Source organism: Hamadaea sp. (assembly GCF_013362815.1).
GTDB lineage: Bacteria > Actinomycetota > Actinomycetes > Mycobacteriales > Micromonosporaceae > Hamadaea.
The window spans coordinates 111,827-133,776 of the sequence record NZ_JABFVK010000051.1 but is presented as its reverse complement, the minus strand read 5'-3'; the positions used below and the strand labels follow the sequence as shown (position 1 = coordinate 133,776).

Here is a 21,950-nt window from a genome sequence, read left to right as displayed (position 1 = left end):
AGGTGACGCTTGGCGATCGCCTTGATCTCGGCGATCATCTCGGCGCGTACGCGCGTGCGGACGGATGAGGCTGTCATGGTCCACAACTTAGCAGAGCACTGCTCTCACGCATCTTGAGGAGCACCCGGCGGCGTACGCCGGGGAACCCGCGGTATCGCTGCGACGGCGACTGCGACCAGGGTCAAGGCCGCCCCGGCGAGGGTCGCGGCGTCGAGGTGCTCGGAACCGGCCGGTGCGACCACGTCGAGCAGGACCGCGCCGCCGACCTGCCCGGCGATCATGCCCAGCCCGAGCAGCAGTACGCCGATGTGGCGTACCAGGGCGGCGGCGATCGCGATGAAGATGATGCCCAGGGTGCCGCCGACGTAGTACCAGGGTTCGCCCGGCAACGATCCGGTGGGCGGACCCTGAACGGCGGACCAGATCGCGAAGGTGATCAGGAGAGCCACGGTTCCGACGATGAAGTTGATGAACGTCGTCGACACCACGTCTTCGGAGACTTGGCGTACGCGGCCGTTCATGGCCTGCTGCCAGGCCGAGCCGGCCCCGGCGAGGACGGGCAGGACGGCCAGGCCCAGGGCACCCGGCGTACTGAGTCGACCGGAGACGGCGAGGACGACGGCGGCCACCGTCAGGGCGGTGCCGACCGCTCGGGTCAGCGTGATCGGGCGCGGCCCGCCCGGGGCCAACCCGGCTCGGTCGACGAGCAGGCTGCTCACCGACTGCCCGGCGACGATCGCGACGGTGAACAACGCGACTCCCAGGGAGCCGACGGTCAACCCCTGGGACGCGACGAGGAACGCGCCACAGGCCCCGCCGAAGCACTCCCACCAGCGCAGATCACCCTTGCGGAGCAGCGTGCGTACGCGCGCCAGCCCAGTCCGGGCAGCTGGGAGGAAAAGCAACGCGGCGCTGAGAATGATCAGCCCCGAGCCGAACGACACGACGGCGGCGGCCACTCCACTGTGGAGCCGACCGGCGAGCGCACCGTTGATCCGGGACTGGGCGGCGACGCCCGACCCGCCCAGGACGGCGAGGGCGACTCCGCCGAGCCGCGCGTACTTGTTGATCACAGGCAAGTCATAGCGCACCGGGCTCCGCGTCGCCCAGCGGGCGTCCGTCGAAGTCGACCACGGAGTACAGGCTGATCTTCTCGAGCCGGTGGTACGAGTCGATGACCCGGATCGTGCCCGACTTCGACCGCATGACCAGCGACTGCGTGTACGCCGTCCCGGCGCGATAGCGTACGCCCCGGACCAGGTCGCCGGAGGTGACGCCGGTGGCCACGAAGAAGATGTTCTCCCCGCGTACGAGGTCGTCGGTGGTCAGCACCCGGTCCAGGTCGTGCCCGGCCGCCAGCGCCTTCTCCCGTTCCGCCTCGTCCCGGGGCCACAGCTTGGCCTGGATCGCGCCGCCCATGCATTTGAGCGCGCACGCGGCGGTGATGCCCTCCGGCGTACCGCCGATGCCCATCAGCACATCCACGTCCGACTGATCCCGAGCTGCACTGATCGCCCCGGCGATGTCGCCGTCGCTGATGAATCGGATGCGCGCGCCGGTCTGGCGTACCTCCTCAACGAGCTGGACGTGCCGCGGCCGATCGAGGATGCAGACGGTGACGTCGGACATGCTGGACTTCTTGACCTGGGCGATCCGGCGGAGGTTCTCCGTCACGCCCGCGTTGATGTCGATGACGTCGGCGCAGTCCGGGCCGACCGCGAGCTTTTCCATGTAGAAGACCGCGCTCGGGTCGAACATCGCGCCCCGCTCGGCCACCGCCAGGACGGCCAGCGCGTTCGGCATGCCCTTGCTCATCAGCGTGGTGCCGTCGATCGGGTCGACCGCCACGTCGACCTCGGGACCGGTGCCGTCGCCGACCTGCTCGCCGTTGAACAGCATCGGGGCGTTGTCCTTCTCGCCCTCGCCGATCACGACCACGCCCCGCATGGGCAACGAGTTGATCAGCTTCCGCATGGCGTCGACGGCCGCGCCGTCACCGCCCTCCTTGTCGCCGCGTCCCACCCAGCGGCCCGCCGACATGGCGGCCGCCTCGGTGACGCGCACGAGATCCAGCGCGAGGTTCCGGTCAAGATCTTGTGGAGTACGCGTGCCGGCCATGATTCGCCCTTCCTCGCCACACTGCGGGGTCCTTGGGAATGCTGCCATCCTCACATGTCAGCGGCGTGAACGCTCGTTCGGGCCACACTTGCAGTCCGCCCGGTCCGGTCCAGCCGAGCCCGCTGGCATACTGACCCTCGTGACCGCATCCGTTCAGGAGCAAGAGGTGGCCGCCGACGCCGCCAAGCGCGTACGCCGTCCTCGCGACATGGCGTTGTCCCTGGCGGTGCTGCTCGTCCCGATCTTCCTCGTGCTCCTGGTCGGGCGCTTCTTCTACGGCGACACCACGACCGCGACTGTCGATCCGCAGGTGGCCCTCTCCGGCGCAGCCCGGGCCAGCATGTCCCCGATTCCGCAGGGGCAGACGCCGGAGGGATGGAAGATCGTCAGCGCGCAGTACCGGGACGGAGTGCTGCGGCTCGGCTACCTGACCGACGACGAGAAGGGCGTCCAGCTCGTGCAGGGCAAAGGCGACTCGACCGGTCTCCTCGCCGCCGAGCTGACCACGGCCGGCAAGCAGGTGGGCACGGTGGACGTCGTCGGGGTCGGCTGGCAGCGCTGGACCGGGCGACCGGGCGAGTCTGCGCTGGTCCGGGTGTCCGGAGCGGTCACCGTGATCGCGGTCGGCCAGGTCGCCGAGGAAGATCTCGTGAAGCTGGTCACAGCCGCCCGAGCTTAGGCGTTGCGTCGCGTGCGGGCGGCGCTATTCGGCGGCCGCGCGGGCGGCGTCGAGCCGGGCCCGAGCCCCGTCGAGCCACTTCTGGCAGACCGCCGCGAGCTTTTCACCGCGCTCCCAGAGCGACAGCGACTCCTCCAGCGTGATGCCGCCGGTCTCCAGCTTCTCCACGACGGTCGCCAGCTCGGCGCGGGCCTGCTCGTAGGAGAGGGACTCCTCAGTCATCCGCCCACCGTAACGTCCAGCGTCCCGTCGGCGAGCCGCACCCGCAGCGGGTCGCCCGCCGACGCTTCCTGAGCCGCCCGGACGACGTGCCCGTCGGGGGTCTGCACGATGGCGTACCCCCGGGCGAGGGTGGCCGACGGCGACAGCGCCCGCAACCGGGCCAGGGTGTGGCCGAGCTCGGCATCCGCCCTGGTCAGCCTATGATCGACAGTACGCCGCGCGCGCTCCACCGCCGTGGTGACCTCGTCGGCGAGGCGGTCGAGCAGGGCGGTCGGCCGGGCCAGGCTCGGCCGTGATCGCAGGGCGTCGAGCCGGTGCTGCTCCCGGTCGATCCGATTGCGGACGGCCCGGTCGAGCCGCCCGCGTGTGACGTTGAGCCCGCGCTGCTCCTCGGCGAGGTCGGGGACGACGCGCTTGGCCGCATCCGTGGGCGTCGACGCGCGTACGTCGGCGACGTAGTCCACCAGCGGAGTGTCGGGCTCGTGGCCGATCGCCGAGATCACCGGCGTCCGGCAGGCGAACACCGCCCGGCACAGCGCCTCGTCGGAGAAGGGCAGCAGATCCTCGAAGGAGCCGCCGCCCCGGGCCAGGATGATCACGTCGACCGACTCGTCCCGGTCGAGCACCTGCAGCGCGCCCACGATGTCGGTGACCGCGTTGACGCCCTGGACGGCGACGCTGACCACTCGGAAGTCGATCGCCGGCCAGCGCCGCTGGGCGTTGGTCAGCACGTCTCGCTCGGCCGCGCTGCCCCGGCCGGTGATCAGCCCGACCCGATGCGGCAGGAACGGCGGGCGGCGTTTGCGCCGGGGATCGAACAACCCCTCGGCCTCGAGCAGTTTGCGCAGCCGCTCGATCCGCGCCTTCAGCTCACCCTCGCCGACCTGCCGGATCTCGTCCGCTCGCAGGGACAGGGTGCCGCGCGTGGCGTACCACTCGGGCTTGGCGTGAACGACCACCCGCGCACCGTCGGTGAGCGCGGGGTCGACCACCTCGCGGGGCGCTGTCACCGTAAGGCTGATATCTGCCGACGAATCGCGCAGCGTGAGAAAGACGGTGCTCATTCCCGGACGTCGCCCGATCTGGGCGATTTGTCCGTCAATCCAGAGCCAGCCGAGGCGTCCGATCCACTGGCCGATGTTGTGGCTCACCTTACGTACCGGCCACGGTTCCTCAGGGCTGCTCGTCACCGGCACAGCCTAAGATGGTCGGGTGACAACTCCTCGCAAGCGTGTCCTTCTGGCCAAGCCCCGTGGCTACTGCGCGGGCGTCGACCGTGCGGTGCAGACGGTGGAACGCGCGCTGGAGACCTACGGCGCGCCGATCTACGTCCGCAAGCAGATCGTGCACAACAAGCACGTCGTGAGCGAGCTGGAGAAGCGCGGCGCGATCTTCGTCGAGGAGAACGAGGAGGTCCCCGAGGGGGCAACCGTGATCTTCTCGGCCCACGGCGTCGCGCCGGTGGTCTACGAGGAGGCCAAGGAGCGCAACCTGCGGGCGATCGACGCCACCTGCCCGCTGGTCACGAAGGTGCACCACGAGGCCCGCCGGTTCGCCGCCGACGACTACGACATCCTGCTCATCGGCCACGAGGGGCACGAGGAGGTCATCGGCACCTCCGGCGAGGCACCCGAGCACATTCAGCTGGTCGACGGCCCGGACGGCGTGGACAAGGTGACCGTCCGCGATCCCTCGAAGGTCGTGTGGCTGTCCCAGACCACCCTCAGCGTGGACGAGACCCTGGAGACGGTCGCCCGGCTCAAGCAGAAGCTGCCACTGCTCCAGTCGCCGCCCAGCGACGACATCTGCTACGCGACTCAGAACCGGCAGCAGGTCGTCAAGCAGATCGCGCCCGAGTGCGACGTGGTGATCGTCGTCGGCTCACGCAACTCCTCCAACTCCGTACGCCTCGTCGAAGTGGCCGTCGACGCCGGCGCACGCGCCGGATACCTCGTCGACTTCGCCAACGAGATCCAGGATGAGTGGCTGGTAGGTGCGACGACGGTCGGGCTGTCCTCCGGGGCGAGCGTGCCCGAGGACCTCGTCACCGACGTCCTCCACCACCTGGCCGCGCGCGGCTTCGGCGAGGTCGAGGAGATCCTCGCCGCCGAGGAGCGGCTGGTGTTCTCGCTGCCCCAGGAGCTCAAGCGGGACATGAAGGCCGCCGCCGCTCAGGGCTGACGCCGCGCTGCGGGCGCGCGCCCGCCGCCCCGCGTTACCTGTTCGTCGATCATGAGGTTCGGGGGTCCGACACGCCGTCAACGGGGACCCTGGGTTCATGATCAACGGGGGTCGGTGAGACGAGCTCAGGAGCCTGAAGCTGTCGAGGAGCAAGCTCCACGACCGCGATCTCCGGCAGCGGAGCGTCAGCGACGCCCAGCTCAGCGAGCTGCCGAGCGGTCACGAGTGTCTGCCGTTCGAGCGAGCCGACGGTCGCGTTGAACGCGTCCACCGACCCCTTGAGCGAGTTGCCCAGCCGGGTCAGGTGGGCGCCGAGCGTACCGAGCCGGTTGTAGAGGCGTTTGGCGAGTTCCTGCACTTTCACGGCGTCGCGGGCGAGCGCCTCCGAGCGCCATGAATACGCGATCGTCCGCAGCATCGCGACGAGGGTCGCCGGGGTGGCGAGCACGATGTCGCGGCTGAAGGCGTACTCCAGCAGGGTCGGGTCGCGCTGCAGCGCCGCGTCGAGGAACGGATCGGCCGGGACGAACAACACGACGAACTCAGGAGTCTGCGGAAACGCCTTCCAGTACCCCTTCGCCGACAAAGCGTCCACATGGGACCGAAGGGCGCGGGCGTGCGCGTCGAGGTAGGTGTCGCGCTGACGGGCGTCGCGCGCCTCCATCGCCGTCAAGTACGAGTCGAACGGAGCCTTCGAGTCGACCACCACCGACCGTCCACCATGGAGGCTCACGACGAGGTCCGGCCGCACCACGCCGTCGTCGGTCGAGCTGGTGACCTGCTCGGCGAAGTCGCAGTGCTCCAGCATTCCGGCCGCCTCCACGATGCGGCGCAGCTGATGCTCGCCCCAGCGACCGCGTACCTGCGGCGCCCGCAGGGCTGCGACCAGCTGCGACGTCTCCGACCGCAGCTTCGTGGAGACGTCGGAGACCAGCTGCAACTCGGTGCGCAGCGAGGCGTACGCGTCGACCCGGTCCTTCTCCAGCAGCGCGACCTGCTCCTCGTATCGGCGCAGGGTCTCGTGCAGTGGCGCGACTGCGCGCGACACGGCTTCGTGCGATTGCAACGTCGCCTCGTAGGTCAGCGCCTTCAGCGATTGCTCCAGTCGCGTCTCGCCGGCCTGGGTCGCGTCCAAGGTGGCGCGGAGGGTCGCGATCTCGGTCGCGGCACGCCCCTTCGCGACATACCAGCCCAGGGCACCACCGGCCAGCAGACAGATCAGGGCGATCGCGACGGTGTCCACGCTCGGCAGGATAGCCCCGGCATGCGCGCGGCCCGCGCAATTGTGGCGGGCCGCGCGATTCATTCAGTGATGTCCGCAAGCGAGGCGTCAGCCCTCGCCAAGGTCCGTACGGCCGCTGTCGGCCGGCGGTACGCAGAAAGCAGCGCCCGGTCAGCGGACGTGGGTGATGCGCACCCGGTCGGAGTCGTCGAGCCGGTAGCCGAACCCGTGCACGGTGGCGACCGTCGGACCGAAGCCGGCCAGCTTCACGCGTACGCGCCGGACGTGCACGTCGACCGTCCGTTCGCCGCTGAACTCGTGGCCCCAGACCGATCGGAGCAGCTGCAGGCGGGTGAAGCAGATCCCGGCGTGCTCGGTGAGGAACAGCAGCAGGTCGAACTCGCGGCGGGTGAACCGGATCGGCACGCCCAGCAGGGTCGCGGTGCGAGCGTCGACGTTGAGCTCGAGTTCGGTCGTGATGGTGGCGGTGGCCTCCGGCGGGGCGACGAGTGTGCTCATGCGGCTCAGCCTAACCCTACTATTCCTACCTGTCTAGTGGGACATCCCGGCTACTTCTGTTCGTGCTGTAGTAGTTCCCGCTTCACATCGAGTCCCCAGAGGTACCCGCCGAGACTCCCGTCGGTCCGCAGGATTCGGTGGCACGGCACGAAGAGAGCTGCCGAGTTGGTGGCGCAGGCGCTGGCGGCGGCCCGGATCGCCCGGGGGTTGCCGGAGAGCTCGGCGAATCGGGTGTACGTGATCGGGTCGCGTACTTCCCGGAGCACCTTCCAGGCGTGACTGCGAAAGGGCGAGCCGGTCTGCCGTACCTCGATCGCGTCGATCGCCTCCACCTCGCCCGCGAAGTACGCCTCGACCGCCGCGCGGATCGGGCCCGGGTCCGGGGCGGACGCACCCTGCAACGAAGCGTGCACGTTACGCCGGAGGGCGACCTCGTCGGTCGTGAATCCGGCGGCCAGCACGACCGGTCCGTCGGCGATCACCGCGAACGGGCCGAGCGGAGTGTCCATTGTGAACAAGGAACAACCTCTCTAAATTGCGCGCCACAGGCGCAGCTGGGCATAGGAACGCCAGGGCCGCCACCGTTCGGCTTCCGCCGCGAGCGCGCCGGGCTCGGTCGGCAACCCGAGCGCAGCCGCGCCGTGCCGGGTGCCCAGATCGGTCGAGAGCAGCACGTCGGGGTCGCCGAGCGCGCGCATGAGCACGTAGTCGGCCGTCCACGGGCCGATGCCCGGCAACGCCAGCAACGCCGCCCGCGCCTCTTCCCGGTCGGCGCCGGGGGACAGGTCGATCTCGGCCCGGGCCAGCCCGCGCAGAGTCTCCCGGCGGCGGACCGGCATGGCGAACGCCTCGTCCGGCAGTTCGAGCAGCTCCCCGGGCGTCGGGAACAACCCGTCCCGGCAGAGCCGGCCGAGCACCGTCCGAGCGCCGGCGACGCTGATCTGCTGCCCGACGACGGCCCGCACCGCCGCCTCGAAGCCGTCCACCGCCCTCGGTACGCGTACCCCTGGAAATGCCTGAACCTGCGCGGCGAAGGCCGGATGCGCGGCGAGCGCGGTGTCGATGGCGTCGGGGTCGGCGTCGAGATCGAGCAGGCGACGCAGCCGGGCCACGGCGGGGGCCAGGTCGCGAGCATCGGCGAGCCGCAGCGTCGCCGCGACGTGCCCGTCACCGGGCTGGACCGCGACCTCGGCGCGACCGTGCGGAAGTCGGAGATTGCGCTGGTAGGAGGTGCCGTCGTAGGTCTCGACCCCGGCCACCGCCCGGTCGCCGAGGAACCGCAGCAGCCCGGCGACGTCCATCGGCGGCCGGTACGCCAGCTTCAGCCGGATTTCGCCGGACAGCGAGTGGGACGGGCGGCGCAACTCCGACGGCGGGCAGCCGTAGACCTCGTGCATCGTCTCGTTGAACTGGCGGACGCTGCCGAATCCGGCGGCGAACGCGATCTCGGCGAGCCCGAGTGAGGTCGACTCGATGAGCGTCCTCGCCGTCTGTGCTCGCTGCGTCCGGGCCAAGGCGAGCGGTCCCGCGCCGAGTTCCCCGGTCAGCAGCCGGTGCAATTGCCGCTCCGAATAGCCGAGCCGCGATGCCAACCCCGGTACGCCCTCCCGGTCGACGACGCCGTCGGCGATCAGCCGGATGCTGCGCGCCGTGACATCCGCCCGCACGTCCCAGCGCGCCGACCCCGGTACGGCGTCGGGCAGGCAGCGGCGGCAGGCCCGGAACCCGGCCTTCGCGGCCGCCGCCGGGCTGGGGAAATAGCGCACGTTCTGCTGCTTCGGCGTACGCGCCGGGCAGCTCGGGCGGCAGAAGATGCCGGTCGAGGTCACGCCGAACCAGAAGTCGCCGTCGAAGCGGCGATCTCGTCCGGCGATGACGCGATAGAGGTCCACGTGTCGAGTCTGCCTCAGCCCTACGACATCGACTGGCGGAAAACGGACGCCGCCCTCCCGGCCCCTTTCTGCGCGATCACCCGGCCCCTTTCTGCGCGATCTCCCGGCCCCTTTCTGCGCGATCACCCGGCCCTTTCTGCGCGATCATGAACTAATCGGGGTGATCAACCGCGTTTTCGCAGGAAGCTGATCCGATTTCTGGGTGATCGTTTCCGTGCACTCATGATCGACTTCCCTTCGGGAGAGTGCCCGTACACTTGCCGGGTGAGTCTCACCATCGGCATCGTCGGCCTGCCCAACGTCGGCAAGAGCACCCTGTTCAACGCGCTCACCAGCAACGACGTCCTCGCCGCGAACTACCCCTTCGCGACCATCGAGCCCAACGTCGGTGTGGTCGGTCTGCCTGACGCCCGGCTCGACCGGCTGTCGGAGATCTTCGACTCACAGCGCATCCTCCCGGCCCCGGTCTCCTTCGTCGACATCGCCGGCCTCGTCCGCGGTGCCTCCAAGGGCCAGGGCCGCGGCAACGCGTTCCTCGCGAACATCCGCGACGCGAGCGCGATCTGCCAGGTCGTCCGCGCCTTCAGCGACCCCAACGTGGTCCACGTCGACGGCAAGGTCTCCCCGCGCGACGACATCGAGACGATCAACACCGAGCTGATCCTGGCCGACTTGGGCACCGTCGAGAAGGCATTGCCGCGCCTCGAGAAGGAAGCCAGGACACGCAAGGAGCGCGCCGGGGCGTACGCGGCCGCCAAGGCGGCCCAGGAACTGCTGAACAACGGGTCGACGATCTTCGAGGGCGCCGCCGCAGCCGGGATCGACCCCGAGGACCTGCAGGAACTGCACCTGCTGACGGCCAAGCCGTTCCTCTACGTCTTCAACGTCGACGAGGCCGAGCTCGCCAACGACGCCTTCCTTGACGAACTCCGCGCGCTGGTCGCGCCGGCCGAGGCGGTCTTCATGGACGCCAAGATCGAGTCAGAGCTCATCGGCCTGGACGACGAGGAGAAGCGCGAGCTGCTCAGCGCGATCGGCCAAGACGAACCCGGTCTCAACCAGCTGATCCGGGTGGGCTTCCGGACGCTCGGCCTTCAGACCTACCTCACCGCGGGGCCCAAGGAGTCTCGCGCCTGGACGATCCCGATCGGCGCGACCGCGCCCGAGGCGGCCGGCGTGATCCACACCGACTTCCAGCGCGGTTTCATCAAGGCCGAAGTCGTCTCCTTCGCCGACCTCGACGCGGCGGGCTCCATGGCCGCGGCCAAGGCGGCGGGCAAGGTCCGCATCGAGGGCAAGGAGTACGTCATGGCTGACGGCGACGTCGTGGAGTTCAGGTTCAACGTCTGACTTGGCGAACTAGCGGCGGGAGATCTCGCCGTACGCGGCCTCGATCCGGGCCGCCAAGGTGACTTCGTTCGGGGTGAGCGTGCCGCCGTCCGGCGTACACAACTGGATCTGGGTATGCCCGTCGAGGCGCCTGACCTGTGCGCGGACCTCGGCCGCGTCCGCGTAGACCGTGATGTGCTCGGCGAGCTCACGGTGTTGCGAGTCGTCGAGGTTGAGCGTCCGGCGCAACCCGCGCAGGTCTCGTGTCCAGCCGGTGAGCTGTGACAAGGCATCTGTCAGGTAGTCCGTCTGGTCCCGCCGCCAGACTGCTCCCATGGGCCCCCACCTCCAGGCGTCGTTGCCGGCTTGTGGCCATCTCGTCGCCCCGTTGTAATGAATGGTCACCGACAGTCTTTCCAGAAACGCGCTGCTGTGTCCACGGCCACATTTCCGACTTCCGGCCTGCTAAGGGACAAGATGAGTACCCCGAACGGCCATTTCTTCTGGCACTCTGTCCGCCGTGGCAGTGGATCACCCCATGAGGATCATCGTTGGCGCCGCGATCATCGAGGACGGGCGTGTGCTCGCGTGCGAGCGTTCGGACCCGCCGGAGACGGCCGGCCGATGGGAGTTTCCGGGCGGCAAGGTCGAGCCGGGAGAGGGCGAGGTGGAGGCCCTGGTCCGGGAATGCGAGGAGGAGCTCGGCGTCCGCGTACGCGTCGGTGAGCGGGTCGGCGTCGACGTCCCGATGGCGAACGGACGGTCGGTGTTGCGGGTCTACACGGCGGTCCTGCTGGACGGCGACCGGCCGCAGGCGCTGGAGCACGCTCAGTTGCGCTGGCTCGCTGTCGATCAGCTGAACGAGGTGCCCTGGCTGCCCGCCGACGCCCCGATCGTCGCCGCCCTGCCGGCGTTCCTCAGCTGAGAACGCCAACGGGTGACCGACTTCTGCGCGAGACGCGAAGTCGATCACCCGATGGCGGGAACGATCATGCCGTTCCGGACGCGACACGCCGGGCGATCACGCCCGATAGTTCATGATCGCGCGGACAGGACAGGACAGGACAGGACAGGCGCGGACAGGAAAGGACAGGGCGGAGAGTCAGACGAGGTGGGTGGCGAGGTCGTCGAGGATCCTGTTCGCGGCGGTCACGCCGATGCCCGTCATCCAGACCTCGTCCTTGACCACGTACGCCTTGCCGGCCTTCACCGCCGACAGCCCCTGCCACAGCGGTCCGGCGCTGACGGTGGCCTGCTGCTGGGCCGCCTTCTCGCCGTACGCCGCGACGAAGATGACATCGCCGTCGAGCAGGTTCAGCTTCTCCGCGCTGACGGCGGCGAAGCGCTTGTCCTCTTTGTCGGCCAGGAGCTGGAACTCCGGCCGGCCGAGGCCGGTGTCGCCGACGACGATGCCGGAGAACGAGGTGGGGCCGTACGCTCGGATGGAGTCGGGCAGGAAGCGCGTGATCGACACCTTGATCTTCGACGGGTCGCCGAACTTGGCGCCGACCTCCTTGGCCCGCTTCTCGTACGCGGCCAGCGCCGCAGTCGCCTCGGTCTTGTGGCCGAGGGCGTCGCCGTCGAGGAGGAAGTTCTCCTTCCAGGTCGAACCGACCTGGGCGGTGAACACCGTCGGGGCGATCTTCGTCAGCTCGTCGTAGTACTTCTCCTGGCGGAACTTCGAGCCGAGGATCAGGTCCGGCTTCAGCGACGCGATCTTCTCCAGGTTCGGCTCCTGCAGGGTGCCGACCTCGGTGATCCCGGCGAGCTTGTCCTCGCCGAAGTACGTCGGCCACGACTTGGCCTCACCGGCGACGGCCGCGCCGACCGGGGTCACGCCGAGGGTGAGCGCCGTGTCGATCTTGTCGGTGTCGAGGACGACCACGCGCTTCGGGGCGACCGGGATCTTCGTGGTCCCCATCGCGTGGGTGATCTCGCGCGTCGCCTCGCCTGACGAGCCCGAGGAGGACGGCGAGGACGAGCAACCCGCGACGGCGAGCCCGGCTACGAGGGCCAACATGACCAAACGGCGGTGCATGACAAAGACTGCCTTTCTGACGGACGGAAACTAGAGGGGGACGACCAGCGGAGCCCCGCTGACCGGACAGGGCACGACTACGCAGTCCATGCCGAAGACACTGGCGACCAGGCCCGCGTCGATGACGTCGCGTGGTGCGCCCGCCTCGACGATCTGACCGTCTCGCATGGCGATGACGTGGTCGGCGTACCGGGCCGCCTGGTTGAGGTCGTGCAGGACGGCCACGACCGTCTTACCCTCGTCGCGCAGGCGGCCGAGCAACGTGAGGATCTCCAGCTGGTGGGCCGGGTCCAGGTACGTGGTGGGCTCGTCCAGCAGCAGGATCGGGGTCTGCTGGGCCAGCGTCATCGCGATCCAGACGCGCTGCCGCTGCCCGCCTGACAGTGCGGCTACCGGCCGGTCGGCCAGCTCCGTGACGTCAGCGCTGCGCATGGCGGAGGCGACGGCCTCGGTGTCCGCGATCGTCCACTGCCGGTACCAGCGCTGGTAGGGCGACCGTCCGCGGCCGACCAGCTCCGCCACCGTCACGCCCTCGGGCACCAGCGGGGTCTGTGGGAGGACGGCCATCCGGGTCGCGACATGCCGCGGTGACTGCCCATCAACTGGTACGCCGTCCAGAAGGACCGTCCCACCGCGCGGTTTGAGTAGGCGCGCCAGGGATCGCAGCAGGGTGGACTTCCCGCACGCGTTCGGGCCGATGATGACGGTGAACTTGCCCTCGGGAATGGTCACGTCGAGGCCGGCGAGGACGTCTCGCGCCTCGTATCCGACGGTCAGGCCCTGAGCGGCGAGCATGCCGCCTCCTTCCGGACTCGGTACGCCAGGCGAGCTAGGCACGGCGGGCTCGCAGCAGCAGGAAGATCAGGAACGGGCCGCCGATGGCTGCCGTGACCACCCCGACGGGCAGCTGGGTCGGGGCGAGCAGCCGCCGGGCGACCAGGTCGGCCACGACGACCAGCGCTGCTCCGACGACTCCGGCCAGGGCGATCGGCGGACGCTCCGTACGCGCGAGACGTTGTGCGGTCTGCGGGGCCACCAGCGCCACGAAGTCGACCGCACCGACGGTGGCCGTCGCGAGGGCTGCCATGACCACGCCCAGCGCACCGGCGGCTGCGCGTACGCCGACTGGCCGGGCGCCCAGCCCGCGCGCGGTGTCGTCGTCGAGCGCCGAAGTACGCAGAGCCCAGGCCGCCATGGCGAGCAGCGGCAGGGCCACCACCAGCGTGATCGCCAACGGAGTCGCCTCGGCCCAACCGAGCCCGTTGAGCGACCCGAGCAGCCAGATCTGCGCCCGTTGGGCGTCGATCGCGTCCGCCGTGGTCAACGTGATCTCGATGCCGGCCCGGAGCGCGAACGCGATCGCGACGCCACCGAGGACGAACCGATTGGCGGTGAACCCGCTGCGCGCGCCGAGCAGGAAGGCGACCGCTGCGGCGAGGAGGCCACCGGCGAGAGCAGTCGGCGCGACCAGGGCGTACGGGAGACCGGCGGTGACGGCGATGACTGCGGCCAGCCCCGCTCCCTGCGTCACGCCGATGACGTCCGGGCTGGCCAACGGGTTCCGGGTCACCGACTGGATGAGCGCGCCGCCGATGCCGAAGAGCGCGCCGGAGACGGCGGCGAGCGCCGTCCGCGGCAGCCGCAGGTCCAGCGCGAGCGACCAGGGCAGGTCCGCCTCCCCGACGGAGACGCTGAGCGCCATCGCACCGGCGAGGACCGCCCCCGCCGCCACCAGCCAGCCTGCGTACCGGAGTTTCATGCGGCGACCAGCCGGGGCCGCCGGGTCAACGCCACCAGCAGCGGAGCGCCGACCAACGCGGTCAAGACACCGGCCGGGATCTCGCCGGGCGGCGCGATGATCCGGCCCACCGTGTCCGCCACCAGCACCAGTACGCCGCCGAGCAGCGCCGACAGCGGCAACAACAACGCGTGCGAGGTACCCGTGCCGAACCGCGCCGACAGGGCACGTGCCGCATGCGGCACCGCCAGGCCGACGAACGCGATCGGTCCGGCCAGCGCCACTGCGGCACCGGTGAGGGTCACGGCGGCGATCGCGGCCGTTGTGCGTACAAGTGCGATTCGATGACCGAGACCCACCGCGACCTCGTCGCCGAGCGCGAGCCCGTCGAGACCCCGGGCCGCCGCGATGGCGCTGACCAGCCCGAGGAGCAAGATCGGCGCGGCCTGGACCACCAGGTCGAGGCTTCGGCCGGACAACGACCCGACCGCCCAGAAGCGGAACTGGTCGAACGTACGCGTCGACGTGCTGAGCAGCGTGTAGATGACCGCACCGAGACACGCGTCGACGGCCGCGCCGGTCAGCGCGAGGGTGATCGGGCTGCTGGAGCCGGTCCCGAGCCGGAGCCCGAGGGTGAATACCACCGCACCGGCGGCGAGTGCGCCGAGCAGCGCGAACCAGATCCACCCGGCGAGGGTGCCGATGCCGAAGACGGCGATGGCGAGCACGACCCCGGTGGACGCGCCGGCCGAGATGCCGAGGATGCGCGGTTCGGCCAGCGGATTGCGGGTGAGCGCCTGCATGACGAGCCCGGCGACGGCGAGCGCCGGACCGACGGCGAGTCCGACCACCGTACGCGGAATGCGCAGGTCATGGACGATGACGGCGGTCTCGGAGCCGTTCGGGTGGAACAGCGCGGCCCAGACCTCGTCGAGCGGGATCGGCCGGGCCCCGATCGCGAGGCTGGCGGCGACGGCGAGTATCAAGATCACCGCCGCGCCGAGCAGCAGCCCGATTCGCCTCCCCATCACGAGGGGCGAGCCTACTAAGGCAAGCCTTACCTAGCAAATCGCTGGGACGGTTGTGACAACCGTCCCAGCGACAAGCCGACGCGAGAACCGAGGCAGATCAGTGCTTCTGCTCGGGGTGGTAGTAGTTGAGCTTGGTCGGGTCGACCGGGAACTCCACATCGTCACCGAACGGCGAGTTGGCGCCGACCCGGTCCGACAGGAGCTCGTTGAGGGGCAGGTGGCCTTTGTCGTCCACGTCCGCGCCCATCGGCGGCGCCAGCTCCCGGTGCCAGTTGATCGGAGCCGCCCCGTCGGGCTGCGGCGTCGGGTGCGCCTGGTGCAAGGTTGTCACCGCTACTGCCTCCTGCTCTAGCTGATCTCTCCGCAGGATCTTGCGACCCAGGCGGACCAGCGGATCGTACCGCCGGTCGACGACGCGCTCCTTCATGGGGATGATCGCGTTATCGGTGATCTTGATGTGCTCCGGGCACACCTCGGTGCAGCACTTGGTGATGTTGCAATAGCCCAGGCCCTGCTCCTTCTGGGCGTACTCCTTGCGGTCCGAGCGCGCGTCGAGCGGGTGCATGTCCAGCTCGGCGGCCCGGATGAAGAACCGCGGCCCGCTGAACGCCGTCTTGTTCTCCTCGTGGTCGCGTACCACGTGGCAGGTGTTCTGGCAGAGGAAGCACTCGATGCACTTGCGGAACTCCTGCGAGCGGTCGACGTCGACCTGCTGCATCCGGTAGTCGCCCGGGGCGACGTCCTTCGGCGGGGCGAACGCCGGGGTCTCCCGCGCCTTGACGTAGTTGAAGGTGACGTCGGTGACCAGGTCGCGGATGACCGGGAAGGTACGCAGCGGCGTGATCGTGACGCTCGCGTTCTCCTCGAAGGTCGACATCCGGGTCATGCACGCCAGCCGCGGCATGCCGTCGATCTCCATAGAGCACGAGCCGCACTTGCCGGCCTTGCAGTTCCACCGGCAGGCCAGGTCGGGCTCCTGAGTGGCCTGCAGACGGTGGATGACGTCGAGGACGACCTCGCCCTCGTTCACGTCCACGTCGTAGTTGACGAGCTGGCCGCCGGCCGAGTCGCCGCGCCACACCTTGAACTGCCTGACAGTCATGCGAGTTCTTCCTCCGTCATGTACTTGGCCAGCTCGGACTTCTCGAACAGGTCGAGCAGCTCGGGACGCATCGTCGGGACCGGCTGGTGAACCAGGTCGACCTCACCGGCCGGACTCGCCGAGCAGACCAGGTTGACCTGCCGCCACTTCGGGTCCATCTTCGGGAAGTCCTCCCGGGTGTGCCCGCCGCGCGACTCCTCGCGCTCCAGCGCCGCCTTCGCGGTGCACTCCGAGACGAGCAGCATGTTGCGCAGGTCGAGGGCGAGGTGCCAGCCGGGGTTGTACTTGCGGCCGCCGGTCGCGCCCACCTTGGACACCCGTTCGCGCAGCTCGGCGAGCCGGCCCAGGGACTCCTGCAGTTCGCCCTGCCGCCGGATGATGCCGACCAGGTCGCCCATCACCTGCTGCAGCTCGTGGTGCAGCGTGTAGGGATTCTCACCGCCCGCGCGCTGCAACGGCGCCAAGGCCGTCTCGACCGCGGCTTCGAGGTCGGCCGTCTTCACCGCGGGGCGCTTGGTCAATTCCCCCTCGTACGCCGCGGCGAACTCGCCGGCGCGCTTGCCGAAGACGAGCAGGTCGGACAGGGAGTTCCCGCCGAGCCGGTTGGAGCCGTGCATACCACCGGACACCTCGCCCGCGGCGTACAGGCCGGCGACCCTGGTGGCCTGCGTGTCCGGATCGACCTCGACGCCGCCCATGACGTAGTGGCAGGTCGGGCCGACCTCCATCGGCTCCTTCGTGATGTCGACGTCGGCCAGCTCCTTGAACTGGTGGTACATCGACGGCAGCTTCTTCAGGATCGAGGCCGCCGGGAGCCGGGAGGCGATGTCGAGGTAGACGCCGCCCGCCTTGGTGCCTCGACCCGCCTTGACCTCGGAGTTGATCGCCCGCGCGACCTCGTCCCGGGGCAGCAGCTCCGGGGGACGCCGGTTGTTGTCCGGGTCGGTGTACCAGCGGTCGGCCTCTTCGGGCGTCTCGGCGTACTGCTTGCGGAAGACGTCCGGGACGTAGTCGAACATGAACCGCTTGCCGTCGCTGTTCTTCAGGATGCCGCCGTCGCCCCGGACCGACTCGGTGACCAGGATGCCCTTGACGGACGGCGGCCACACCATGCCGGTCGGGTGGAACTGCAGGAACTCCATGTTGATCAGCGTCGCGCCGGTACGCAGCGCCAGGGCGTGCCCGTCGCCGGTGTACTCCCAGGAGTTGCTGGTGACCTTGTAGGACTTGCCGACGCCGCCGGTCGCGAGCACGATCGCGGGCGCCTCGAAGAGGACGAACCCGCCGGTCTCTCGGTAGTAGCCGAACGCGCCGGCGACCCGGGCGGTGCCGTCGGAGTCGTCGAGCAGCAGCTCGGTGATCGTGGTCTCGGCGAACACCCGGATGCGGGCCTCGTAATCGCCGAACTCCTTCTTGTCCTCCTGCTGGAGCGACACGATCTTCTGCTGCAGCGTCCGGATCAGTTCGAGGCCGGTGCGGTCGCCGACGTGGGCCAGCCGCGGGTACTCGTGTCCGCCGAAGTTGCGCTGGCTGATCTTGCCGTCCTTGGTGCGGTCGAACAGCGCGCCGTAGGTCTCCAGCTCCCAGATCCGGTCCGGCGCCTCCTTGGCGTGGAGCTCGGCCATCCGGAAGTTGTTGAGGAACTTGCCCCCCCGCATGGTGTCGCGGAAGTGGACCATCCAGTTGTCGTTGCTGTTGACGTTGCCCATCGCGGCGGCCGCGCCACCCTCGGCCATGACGGTATGCGCCTTGCCGAACAGCGACTTGGAGATGATCGCGGTCTTCTTGCCCGCCAAGCGGGCCTCGATCGCGGCGCGCAGACCGGCGCCACCGGCGCCGATCACGACGACGTCGTACTGGTGCTTCTCGATGTTTTCCACCATGTCACCCAATGAATCGCAGGTCGTTGAGCCAGCCGGCGGAGACGGCCATGACGTAGAAGTCGGTGATCGCCAGCGTGGCGAGGGTCGTCCAGGCCAGTCCCATGTGCCGGGTGTTCAGCTTCGAGACGAAGGTCCAGAAGCGATACCGGAGCGGATGCTGCGAGAAGTGCTTGAGCCGGCCGCCGACGATGTGCCGGCAGGAGTGGCACGACAGCGTGTACGCCCACAGGCACAGCACGTTGATCCACAGGATGATGTTGCCCAGCCCCAGGCCGAAGCCGCTCGGCGAGTGCATCGCCTTGATCGCGTCCCAGGTGTTGACGACCGAGATGAGCGCGGCGGCGTAGAAGGCGTACCGGTGCAGGTTCTGGAAGATCAGCGGGAAGCGGGTCTCGCCGGAGTAGGTCTTGTGACCGTCCGGGACCGCGCAGGCCGGCGGCGACATCCAGAAGCTCCGGTAGTACGCCTTGCGGTAGTAGTAGCAGGTCAACCGGAACAGCAGCAGGAACGGCAGGCTGAACGCGGCGTCCGGAATGATCCACCAGTTGGGCAGGATCGCGCCGAACTCGGCGGCGCCGGCGTCGGCGCACCGATCGGTGACGCAGGGTGAGTAGAACGGGGTGAGGTAGTGATAGTCCTCCACCCAGAAGTACTTGTGCATGAACACACGCACGGTCGCGTACGCCACCCACGCGGTCAGGCCGATCACGGTCAGCAGTGGTGCGATCCACCACTTGTCCGTACGCAACGTCTTGGCGTCGATCGCCGCGCGCGGGCGCGCACCGATCGGCCTCGTTGCCGTCGTTGTCATTTGTCGCTCCAGCATTTCGCGGACACAGCTCTAGTGAACGTGGCTTAGGTTACGCCCGGGAAGTGGATATTGGTGGGAGAGGCACGGGTCCAGATGGCACGGCTTCGCCACCCCTTGTGTGAAAAGAAGTTTCACGTCAGCATGGGCCGCATGTTACGACGTCACATAGCCACCCCTCTTGCCGTGGTGCTGCTGGCGGGCGTGCTCGCTGGTGGAGCCGCCACTGCTGAGCCCACAACCGATCCGGCACTGTCGCAATTGGTGCAGCGGCTCGACTCGATCCTCACCGACTCGCGGCTCAACGGAAGCTTCGCTGCGGCTGTCGTCCGTGACGCGCAGACGGGCGAGACCCTCTACAACCGTATGGGGGACAAACGGCTGCTGCCCGCTTCGAACACCAAGTTCCTGACGTCGACCGCCGCGATGGAGATCCTCGGCGCGGACTACCGGTTCACCACCGACGTCCTGTCACCGGGCCAGCGCGCCGGTTCGGTCCTGCTCGGCGACGTCTACCTGCGCGGCAACGGCGACCCGACGTCGCTGGCGGCCGATTACGACAAGCTCGCGGCCGACATCGCGGCCGGCGGCGTCAAGGTGGTCACCGGTGACCTGGTCGCCGATGACACCTACTTCGACGACGTACGCCTGGGTACCGGGTGGGCCGCCGACGACGAGTACTCCTATTACTCCCAGCAGGCGTCGGCGCTGACGATCGCGCCCGACACCGACTACGACAACGGCAACGTGGTCGTCACGGTCTCGCCCGGAGCCAAGGCCGGTGACAAGCCGGTCGTGACGGTGACGCCGCCGACCGACTACGTGAAGATCGTGAACAACGGATCGACGGTCGCGGCCGGCGGATCCGACACCCTCGGCGTCTCCCGCGAACACGGCAACAACAACATCGTGATCGACGGCAACATCCCGGTCGGTGGGTCGAACACCGTCGAGTGGATCGCCGTCTGGGAGCCGACCGGGCTCGCCGCCAGCGTCTTCCGCGCCGCGTTGAAGGCGCACGGGATCACCGTGCTGGGGCGTACGCGGCTGGGGGTCGCGACTCCGTCGTCGGCCTCGGTCCTCGCCGCCCACCAGTCGATGACTCTCGCCCAGCTGATGGTGCCGTTCCTGAAGCTGTCGAACAACGGCCACGCCGAGGCGCTGACCAAGGCGATGGGGCAGAAGGTCTCGGGCAAGGGCACCTGGCCGGCCGGTCTGGCCGCGATCAAGTCCTTTGTGGTCTCACAGGGGATGGACGGCTCGACCTTCCGGCAGTCCGACGGTTCGGGCCTCACGCGATGGGACATGATCCCGGCGTATGAACTCACCGATCTGCTCATCGCCGTCCGGTCGAAGCCCTGGTTCGGAACCTGGTACGACGCGCTGCCGATCGCCGGGAACGCCGACCGGTTCACCGGCGGCACGCTGCGCAGCCGGATGCGCAACACCCCGGCGGCCAACAACGTGCACGCCAAGACGGGCAGCCTGACCGGCGTCAGCGCACTGTCCGGCTACGTGACCACCGCCGACGGCCGTCAGCTGGTCTTCTCCGTCATCGAGAACAACTACCTCGCCTCGTCGGTGAAGTCGCTCGAGGATTCGATCGCGATCGCGCTCGCGTCCTGGAACAGTTCCGCCCCGGCCACGGCTCGGTTCGCGCCGTCGACCGTCGCGCCGTCGTCCGCCGATGACGACGCTCCGGCCGATCTCGAATGCTCGTGGCTCAAGCCGGTGCTCTGCTAATCGCTCTCCATGCAGATCAGGGATGTGCATGCTTCCGGGACCCCGGAAGGGATGCACATCCCTGATCTACAGCTCACTGAAGCAGCGTCAGCCGGAGGCGTTGCCCGTGAAGTTCCACGAGGCGAGCCGCAGCGCCGGGCCGGTCCACGAACCCAGTCCCCACCGCGAGGGCTGGGGAACCGCGACGTCCCCGACGCCGAGCACCCGGCCCGGGGCCAGCGCCTGCGGATAGGACTGGGTGAACCGGAAGTTCTGCACCGGCGTGCCGATCTCGCCGTCCTCGATCAGCCACACCCCGTTGCGGGTGAGCCCGGTCAGCGTCATCTGACGCGGGTCGAGGACCCGGGTGTACCAGAAATCGGTGACCAGCAGCCCACGGCGTACGCCCCGGATCAGCTCGGCAAGCGTTGCCGAGCCGGGGGAGAGCACGAGGTTCTCCGTCATCGGCCCCCAGCCGCCCTCGCCGCTGTAGTGGCCGGTGCTGTCCGTGTCCGCCTTCACCGCCGTACGCCGATCGTGGGCGACCGCCGTCGTGATCCCCGCGTCCACGAGCTTCAGTACGCGTCGCGGCGTGCCTTCGCCGTCGTAGGGCTGGCCGATGTTGCCGGCCGTCACGGGGTCGTCGGCGAGCGTGATCGCCGGGTCGAACTGCGCCTCGCCGAGCCGGGCGAACGACCGGCCCTCGTTGTGCTGCTTGCCGTTGAAGCCGTAGAAGGCGAAGTTCGTCAGGATGTCGCCGACCGCCTCCGGCAGCAACACGACCTCGTATTCTCCGGCCGGCAGTTCGACCGCCGAGGTCAGCGCGCGGGCGTTGCGCCCGACCCGTTCACCGAGCGCGGTGCCGTCCAGATCGGACATTCGCGTCGAGGCGATCCGGGCCGCCGAGTCGGCACCGTTGTTCCGGGCGATGCCGTCGAAGTCGGCCGATGTCGCCGCGCCCTCGATCAGCTGCCCGGCGGAGTTCGCGTACGCCCCGGTCCAGTGTTTGGTGCGGCAGTATCCGGCGGTCTCCAGACCACCCGCTGCCCGGACGAACTCCTGCACGACGGCGGCCCGGTCGTCCGGCGTCGCGGCGAGGACCGACTGGTCGACGGTGCCCGTGCCGGTCAACGGAGTCGGCGGAACGAGACCGGGCCAGGAGGCGTCGGCCGGGGCGAGCCGAGTCGCGCCGACCGTCCGCTCGACCAGCGCTCGGAGGCCCTCGTCGCCGGTCAGCGTGGTCGAGGCGACGGTGGTACGCCCATCCACGTGCACGGTCAGCGTCACCGAGGTCGACTCGTCGGCGACGTTCTGGTGGATGAACGAGGTCGCGAACCGGGTGAGCCACTGTTCGGTGCGGTCCACCGAGACGGCCGCCTCGGCCGACGGCGCCGCTGTGCGTACCAGATCAAGCGCTTGAGCCGCCAGATCACCGAGAGACGACGTCATGCGATCACCGTCCTGCG

At 69.3% G+C, this 21,950-nt stretch carries 22 protein-coding genes; 5 read left to right on the top strand and 17 right to left on the bottom strand.

Annotated elements, in window-relative coordinates; genetic code table 11:
* Positions 1 to 104: 104 nt before the first annotated feature.
* Together HOV77_RS23690 and glpX are read right to left on the bottom strand one after the other, a co-directional pair.
* Positions 105 to 1,073 (bottom strand): DMT family transporter, encoded by a 969-nt coding sequence (locus HOV77_RS23690; protein ID WP_290865165.1) that lies wholly within the window; start codon positions 1,071 to 1,073, stop codon positions 105 to 107.
* A 7-nt stretch (positions 1,074 to 1,080) separates the two neighbouring features.
* Positions 1,081 to 2,118 (bottom strand): class II fructose-bisphosphatase, encoded by a 1,038-nt coding sequence (gene glpX / locus HOV77_RS23685; protein WP_290865163.1) that lies wholly within the window; start codon positions 2,116 to 2,118, stop codon positions 1,081 to 1,083.
* Positions 2,119 to 2,257: 139 nt separating this feature from the next.
* Here glpX and HOV77_RS23680 point away from each other — a divergent pair, with 139 nt between their 5' ends.
* Positions 2,258 to 2,797 (top strand): DUF4245 family protein, encoded by a 540-nt coding sequence (locus tag HOV77_RS23680; RefSeq protein ID WP_290865161.1) that lies wholly within the window; start codon positions 2,258 to 2,260, stop codon positions 2,795 to 2,797.
* A gap of 24 nt (positions 2,798 to 2,821) precedes the next feature.
* Here the strand turns inward: HOV77_RS23680 and HOV77_RS23675 are convergent, their stop codons facing one another.
* Together HOV77_RS23675 and xseA are read right to left on the bottom strand one after the other, a co-directional pair.
* Positions 2,822 to 3,019 carry an exodeoxyribonuclease VII small subunit gene (locus HOV77_RS23675; RefSeq protein ID WP_290865159.1) on the bottom strand — a complete coding sequence of 66 codons (198 nt, stop codon included), beginning with the start codon at positions 3,017 to 3,019 and terminating at the stop codon, positions 2,822 to 2,824.
* Positions 3,016 to 4,215 carry an exodeoxyribonuclease VII large subunit gene (gene xseA, locus HOV77_RS23670; protein ID WP_290865157.1) on the bottom strand — a complete coding sequence of 400 codons (1,200 nt, stop codon included), beginning with the start codon at positions 4,213 to 4,215 and terminating at the stop codon, positions 3,016 to 3,018. The genes HOV77_RS23675 and xseA overlap by 4 nt, the downstream gene beginning before the upstream one ends.
* Positions 4,216 to 4,231: 16 nt before the next feature.
* On the opposite strand from xseA, the gene HOV77_RS23665 reads away from it, so the two are divergent.
* Positions 4,232 to 5,200 carry a 4-hydroxy-3-methylbut-2-enyl diphosphate reductase gene (locus HOV77_RS23665; RefSeq protein ID WP_290865155.1) on the top strand — a complete coding sequence of 323 codons (969 nt, stop codon included), beginning with the start codon at positions 4,232 to 4,234 and terminating at the stop codon, positions 5,198 to 5,200.
* A gap of 49 nt (positions 5,201 to 5,249) precedes the next feature.
* Here the strand turns inward: HOV77_RS23665 and HOV77_RS23660 are convergent, their stop codons facing one another.
* The 4 genes from HOV77_RS23660 to HOV77_RS23645 form a co-directional block, all read right to left on the bottom strand.
* Positions 5,250 to 6,455, bottom strand: coding sequence for a DNA recombination protein RmuC (locus HOV77_RS23660; RefSeq protein WP_290865175.1), 1,206 nt, complete (start codon positions 6,453 to 6,455; stop codon positions 5,250 to 5,252).
* Positions 6,456 to 6,593: 138 nt separating this feature from the next.
* Positions 6,594 to 6,941, bottom strand: a complete 348-nt coding sequence (locus tag HOV77_RS23655; protein ID WP_290865152.1) for a winged helix-turn-helix domain-containing protein — start codon at positions 6,939 to 6,941, stop codon at positions 6,594 to 6,596.
* 50 nt (positions 6,942 to 6,991) lie between these two features.
* On the bottom strand, positions 6,992 to 7,450 hold the full coding sequence (locus HOV77_RS23650; RefSeq protein ID WP_290865150.1) for a methylated-DNA--[protein]-cysteine S-methyltransferase: 459 nt from the start codon (positions 7,448 to 7,450) through the stop codon (positions 6,992 to 6,994).
* A gap of 21 nt (positions 7,451 to 7,471) precedes the next feature.
* On the bottom strand, positions 7,472 to 8,833 hold the full coding sequence (locus HOV77_RS23645) for an AlkA N-terminal domain-containing protein (protein ID WP_290865148.1): 1,362 nt from the start codon (positions 8,831 to 8,833) through the stop codon (positions 7,472 to 7,474).
* A 264-nt stretch (positions 8,834 to 9,097) separates the two neighbouring features.
* On the opposite strand from HOV77_RS23645, the gene ychF reads away from it, so the two are divergent.
* On the top strand, positions 9,098 to 10,183 hold the full coding sequence (gene ychF / locus HOV77_RS23640; RefSeq protein WP_290865146.1) for a redox-regulated ATPase YchF: 1,086 nt from the start codon (positions 9,098 to 9,100) through the stop codon (positions 10,181 to 10,183).
* A 9-nt stretch (positions 10,184 to 10,192) separates the two neighbouring features.
* Here the strand turns inward: ychF and HOV77_RS23635 are convergent, their stop codons facing one another.
* On the bottom strand, positions 10,193 to 10,498 hold the full coding sequence (locus tag HOV77_RS23635; protein ID WP_290865145.1) for a 4a-hydroxytetrahydrobiopterin dehydratase: 306 nt from the start codon (positions 10,496 to 10,498) through the stop codon (positions 10,193 to 10,195).
* A 202-nt stretch (positions 10,499 to 10,700) separates the two neighbouring features.
* Between HOV77_RS23635 and HOV77_RS23630 the strand changes: the two genes are divergently transcribed.
* A complete protein-coding gene (locus tag HOV77_RS23630; RefSeq protein ID WP_290865143.1) occupies positions 10,701 to 11,087 on the top strand; it encodes a (deoxy)nucleoside triphosphate pyrophosphohydrolase in 387 nt (128 codons plus the stop codon).
* A 177-nt stretch (positions 11,088 to 11,264) separates the two neighbouring features.
* Here HOV77_RS23630 and HOV77_RS23625 read toward each other — a convergent pair whose 3' ends face one another.
* The 7 genes from HOV77_RS23625 to HOV77_RS23595 all read right to left on the bottom strand — a co-directional run bounded on the left by HOV77_RS23625 (position 11,265) and on the right by HOV77_RS23595 (position 18,765).
* A complete protein-coding gene (locus tag HOV77_RS23625; RefSeq protein WP_290865141.1) occupies positions 11,265 to 12,182 on the bottom strand; it encodes an iron-siderophore ABC transporter substrate-binding protein in 918 nt (305 codons plus the stop codon).
* Between the two features lie 48 nt (positions 12,183 to 12,230).
* Positions 12,231 to 12,995, bottom strand: a complete 765-nt coding sequence (locus HOV77_RS23620) for an ABC transporter ATP-binding protein (RefSeq protein ID WP_290865139.1) — start codon at positions 12,993 to 12,995, stop codon at positions 12,231 to 12,233.
* A gap of 34 nt (positions 12,996 to 13,029) precedes the next feature.
* Positions 13,030 to 13,959: an iron ABC transporter permease gene (locus HOV77_RS23615; RefSeq protein WP_290865136.1), complete on the bottom strand. Its 930-nt coding sequence runs from the start codon at positions 13,957 to 13,959 to the stop codon at positions 13,030 to 13,032.
* Positions 13,956 to 14,966 (bottom strand): iron ABC transporter permease, encoded by a 1,011-nt coding sequence (locus HOV77_RS23610; protein WP_290865173.1) that lies wholly within the window; start codon positions 14,964 to 14,966, stop codon positions 13,956 to 13,958. Before HOV77_RS23610 ends, HOV77_RS23615 begins: the two co-directional genes overlap by 4 nt.
* A 100-nt stretch (positions 14,967 to 15,066) precedes the next feature.
* Complete coding sequence (locus tag HOV77_RS23605; RefSeq protein WP_290865134.1) at positions 15,067 to 16,071, bottom strand: succinate dehydrogenase/fumarate reductase iron-sulfur subunit; 1,005 nt, start codon at positions 16,069 to 16,071, stop codon at positions 15,067 to 15,069.
* Complete coding sequence (locus tag HOV77_RS23600; RefSeq protein WP_290865132.1) at positions 16,068 to 17,954, bottom strand: fumarate reductase/succinate dehydrogenase flavoprotein subunit; 1,887 nt, start codon at positions 17,952 to 17,954, stop codon at positions 16,068 to 16,070. Before HOV77_RS23600 ends, HOV77_RS23605 begins: the two co-directional genes overlap by 4 nt.
* Before the next feature lies 1 nt (position 17,955).
* Entirely contained in the window at positions 17,956 to 18,765 is an 810-nt protein-coding gene (locus HOV77_RS23595) for a hypothetical protein (RefSeq protein ID WP_290865130.1), read from the bottom strand.
* Positions 18,766 to 18,915: 150 nt separating this feature from the next.
* On the opposite strand from HOV77_RS23595, the gene dacB reads away from it, so the two are divergent.
* Positions 18,916 to 20,505, top strand: coding sequence for a D-alanyl-D-alanine carboxypeptidase/D-alanyl-D-alanine-endopeptidase (dacB, locus tag HOV77_RS23590; RefSeq protein WP_290865128.1), 1,590 nt, complete (start codon positions 18,916 to 18,918; stop codon positions 20,503 to 20,505).
* An 87-nt stretch (positions 20,506 to 20,592) separates the two neighbouring features.
* Here the strand turns inward: dacB and HOV77_RS23585 are convergent, their stop codons facing one another.
* Positions 20,593 to 21,933 (bottom strand): TldD/PmbA family protein, encoded by a 1,341-nt coding sequence (locus HOV77_RS23585; protein WP_290865126.1) that lies wholly within the window; start codon positions 21,931 to 21,933, stop codon positions 20,593 to 20,595.
* Positions 21,934 to 21,950: the final 17 nt, after the last annotated feature.

Excerpts from the sequence above, each read along its gene's own strand:
- HOV77_RS23585 (WP_290865126.1), bottom strand. The coding sequence starts at position 21,933 with ATGACGTCGTCTCTCGGTGATCTGGCGGCTCAAGCGCTTGATCTGGTA.
- HOV77_RS23595 (WP_290865130.1), bottom strand. The coding sequence starts at position 18,765 with ATGACAACGACGGCAACGAGGCCGATCGGTGCGCGCCCGCGCGCGGCG.
- dacB (WP_290865128.1), top strand. The coding sequence starts at position 18,916 with ATGTTACGACGTCACATAGCCACCCCTCTTGCCGTGGTGCTGCTGGCG.
- HOV77_RS23600 (WP_290865132.1), bottom strand. The coding sequence starts at position 17,954 with ATGGTGGAAAACATCGAGAAGCACCAGTACGACGTCGTCGTGATCGGC.
- HOV77_RS23650 (WP_290865150.1), bottom strand. The coding sequence starts at position 7,450 with ATGGACACTCCGCTCGGCCCGTTCGCGGTGATCGCCGACGGACCGGTC.
- HOV77_RS23630 (WP_290865143.1), top strand. The coding sequence starts at position 10,701 with ATGAGGATCATCGTTGGCGCCGCGATCATCGAGGACGGGCGTGTGCTC.
- HOV77_RS23620 (WP_290865139.1), bottom strand. The coding sequence starts at position 12,995 with ATGCTCGCCGCTCAGGGCCTGACCGTCGGATACGAGGCGCGAGACGTC.
- HOV77_RS23675 (WP_290865159.1), bottom strand. The coding sequence starts at position 3,019 with ATGACTGAGGAGTCCCTCTCCTACGAGCAGGCCCGCGCCGAGCTGGCG.
- HOV77_RS23610 (WP_290865173.1), bottom strand. The coding sequence starts at position 14,966 with ATGGGGAGGCGAATCGGGCTGCTGCTCGGCGCGGCGGTGATCTTGATA.
- HOV77_RS23615 (WP_290865136.1), bottom strand. The coding sequence starts at position 13,959 with ATGAAACTCCGGTACGCAGGCTGGCTGGTGGCGGCGGGGGCGGTCCTC.
- HOV77_RS23625 (WP_290865141.1), bottom strand. The coding sequence starts at position 12,182 with ATGTTGGCCCTCGTAGCCGGGCTCGCCGTCGCGGGTTGCTCGTCCTCG.
- HOV77_RS23635 (WP_290865145.1), bottom strand. The coding sequence starts at position 10,498 with ATGGGAGCAGTCTGGCGGCGGGACCAGACGGACTACCTGACAGATGCC.
- glpX (WP_290865163.1), bottom strand. The coding sequence starts at position 2,118 with ATGGCCGGCACGCGTACTCCACAAGATCTTGACCGGAACCTCGCGCTG.
- HOV77_RS23605 (WP_290865134.1), bottom strand. The coding sequence starts at position 16,071 with ATGACTGTCAGGCAGTTCAAGGTGTGGCGCGGCGACTCGGCCGGCGGC.
- HOV77_RS23655 (WP_290865152.1), bottom strand. The coding sequence starts at position 6,941 with ATGAGCACACTCGTCGCCCCGCCGGAGGCCACCGCCACCATCACGACC.